The following is a 2885-nucleotide window of genomic DNA, read 5'->3' on the forward strand; positions in this document are numbered from 1 at the left end:
AAATTCTCCGCCTAAAGGCGGGGGATTTCACCCATCCCAGAATTATAAATTAAATTGTGTCGAATACTTATTTTTCGAAAGATTTCAATTTATTTTTCCGTATAGCAGCGGGCTGCTTGAGATAAAAAATAAATTGAAAAACACGAAAAAGGGCGAAAATGAGCATGAAAGAATATCATAAAGAATAGACCTGAAAATATTCGTAAAATTCAAAACAGTTTCTTAATAGATGATAAACAAACACCCTACTCATTTGTTTTTTGTTTAAATTTGAATGTCAGATTAAATGATATTGAAATCCAATCTAATTTCATAAACTACAAAATAAAATCATGTCAAAATTTGTAATATATCAGGTACTACCCCGTCTTTTCGGAAATTACAAAACAAAAAACAAGTACGACGGCACTATAGAGGAAAATGGCTGCGGTAAATTCAACAGTTTCACAACCAAAGCATTGAATGAAATAAAATCGCTTGGAACTACCCATATATGGTACACCGGAGTTATCGAACATGCCACTAAAACAAACTATTCAGCATACGGCATACGACAAAGCCATCCGGCTATAGTAAAGGGCAGGGCCGGCTCGGCATACGCCATCAAAGACTATTATGATGTTGACCCAGACTTGGCTGTGAACGTAGACAACCGGATGGCTGAGTTTGAAAATATGGTGAAACGTACACATGCAGCAGATATGAAAGTCATCATCGACTTTGTACCAAATCATGTTGCCCGCGAATACCATTCCGACGTCAAACCTAAAGGAGTGACCGACTTGGGAGAAAAGGATAATCCCGATTGGGCTTTTTCACCTTCGAATAACTTCTACTATATTCCCAACCAAAAATTCACTCCCCAATTCGATATCGACGGATACAACGAGTTTCCGGCAAAAGCATCGGGGAATGATGTATTCAACCCCTCGCCTACCATAAACGACTGGTACGAAACCGTAAAACTGAATTATGGTGTAAACTATATGGAGGGAAAACAGAAACAATTTGACCCTATACCCGACACATGGCACAAAATGCTGGATATATTACTTTACTGGGCTTCAAAAAAAATAGACGGTTTCCGCTGCGATATGGCCGAAATGGTTCCGGTAGAATTTTGGGGATGGGCAATATCACGGGTAAAGAAAGAGTATCCTCACATCATTTTCATTGCCGAGGTGTACAATCCGGCTGAATACCGTAACTATATCTGCAACGGTAAATTTGATTATTTATACGATAAAGTAGGATTATATGATACATTGCGCAACGTAACAAGCCGGAATCATCCGGTGCGCAACATAACTTACGCGTGGCAGCAACTCGGAGGAATTGAAGATAATATGCTTAACTTCCTCGAAAATCACGATGAACAACGTATTGCATCCGGATTTTTTGCAGGCGACGGTATATATGCACAACCGGCAATGATAGTAGCCGCTACGCTGACCAAAGCTCCTGTAATGATTTATTTCGGGCAGGAATTAGGCGAATTAGGCATGGATAACGAAGGGTTCAGCGGTGTAGACGGGCGCACTACTATTTTCGATTATTGGGGTGTAAAATCGATACAAGCATGGGCAAACAAAGGAAAATTCGATGGGAAAGACCTGACCAACGAGCAATTAGAATTACGTGAATTTTACAAAAAGTTGCTCAATGTAACGATGAATGAAAAGGCAATTACCGAAGGGGTTATGTACGATTTGGAATTTGCCAACTATGACAATCCCAAATTCAACTCACACGAACAATTTGCATACTTCCGCAAGTATGAGGACGACTTGCTGCTTTTTGCCTTAAACTTTCACGATAAAAACCTTGATACAGAAATCAGGATTCCGGCTGAGGCTTTTCAGTTTTTGGGTATTAACGAAAACGAAAACTATAAGTGTGTAAACTTACTTGACGAAAAAGAAGAACTGCCCGATATAACATTAAGTTCAGCCGAAGTATTCAAAGTATATCTTCCAGCTTGGAAAGGAAAGATTATCAAGCTAATAAAGACCTCTAAAGGTCAAAAACAGAACAATACCACCAGTAAAACAAAAGCATTAGGAATATAACGATATTGGTACTATAAAAGGATACAAGCAGTGCAGATTACGCAAGAGTTCAATATTTGCGTAATTTGCACTCAGAGTAAAATCAGTATTCTCTCATCCCAAAAATAGTAGTCCCGATACGTACCAGAGTACTACCCTCCTCTATTGCTATTGGGTAATCGTCAGACATACCCATCGAAAGGGTGGAGAAATCATTTTTATCTGTAAAAAAGTCTCTCTTTAACTTATCAAACAAAGTTTTCAGAGTTTTAAACTCGGCTCTTACCTGCTCTCCATTGTCTGTAAAAGTAGCCATTCCCATCAGGCCGCAAACTGACACATTAGGACATTCTTTCAGCAAACCTTTTTCAAACAGTTCGTACAATTCACGCTCATCAAATCCAAACTTAGTTTCTTCCTGTGCTATATGTACTTGCAGTAAGCAATTTACGATGCGCCCTACCTTTGCAGCTTGTTTATCTATCTCTGCCAATAGCTTAACCGAATCGACACCATGTATCAGCTCAACAAAGGGAACGATATATTTCACCTTATTGGTTTGCAAATGACCTATAAAATGCCACAAAATATCCTTGGGCAGGCTTTCGTACTTACCTACCAACTCCTGTACCTTGCTTTCGCCAAACACACGCTCACCACAGTTGTATGCTTCCAAAACAGCATCATTCGGATGAAATTTGGACACACAAACCAACTGTACATGAGAAGGGATGTTTTGCCTTACACGCTGTATGTTAGCACACACCGACATGATATATTGCAACTAAATTACCACACGCCTAAAGAGGCGGTGGGTTATATAACGGACTAAAAGTC

At 39.3% G+C, this 2885-nt stretch carries 3 protein-coding genes; 2 read left to right on the forward strand and 1 reads right to left on the reverse strand.

Annotation, left to right across the window (positions count from 1 at the left end; genetic code table 11):
• On the forward strand, window positions 1–181 hold a 181-nt coding region (locus D0T49_RS12960; protein ID WP_203583445.1), incomplete at its 5' end, for a hypothetical protein.
• A 151-nt stretch (window positions 182–332) separates the two neighbouring features.
• Window positions 333–2069 (forward strand): alpha-amylase family glycosyl hydrolase, encoded by a 1737-nt coding sequence (locus D0T49_RS07415; RefSeq protein ID WP_163629966.1) that lies wholly within the window; start codon window positions 333–335, stop codon window positions 2067–2069.
• Between the two features lie 82 nt (window positions 2070–2151).
• Here the strand turns inward: D0T49_RS07415 and D0T49_RS07420 are convergent, their stop codons facing one another.
• Complete coding sequence (locus D0T49_RS07420; RefSeq protein ID WP_163629967.1) at window positions 2152–2820, reverse strand: YggS family pyridoxal phosphate-dependent enzyme; 669 nt, start codon at window positions 2818–2820, stop codon at window positions 2152–2154.
• Window positions 2821–2885 lie beyond the last annotated feature (65 nt).

The sequence above is a fragment of the Paludibacter sp. 221 genome (assembly GCF_010501035.1).
GTDB lineage: Bacteria > Bacteroidota > Bacteroidia > Bacteroidales > Paludibacteraceae > QVMH01.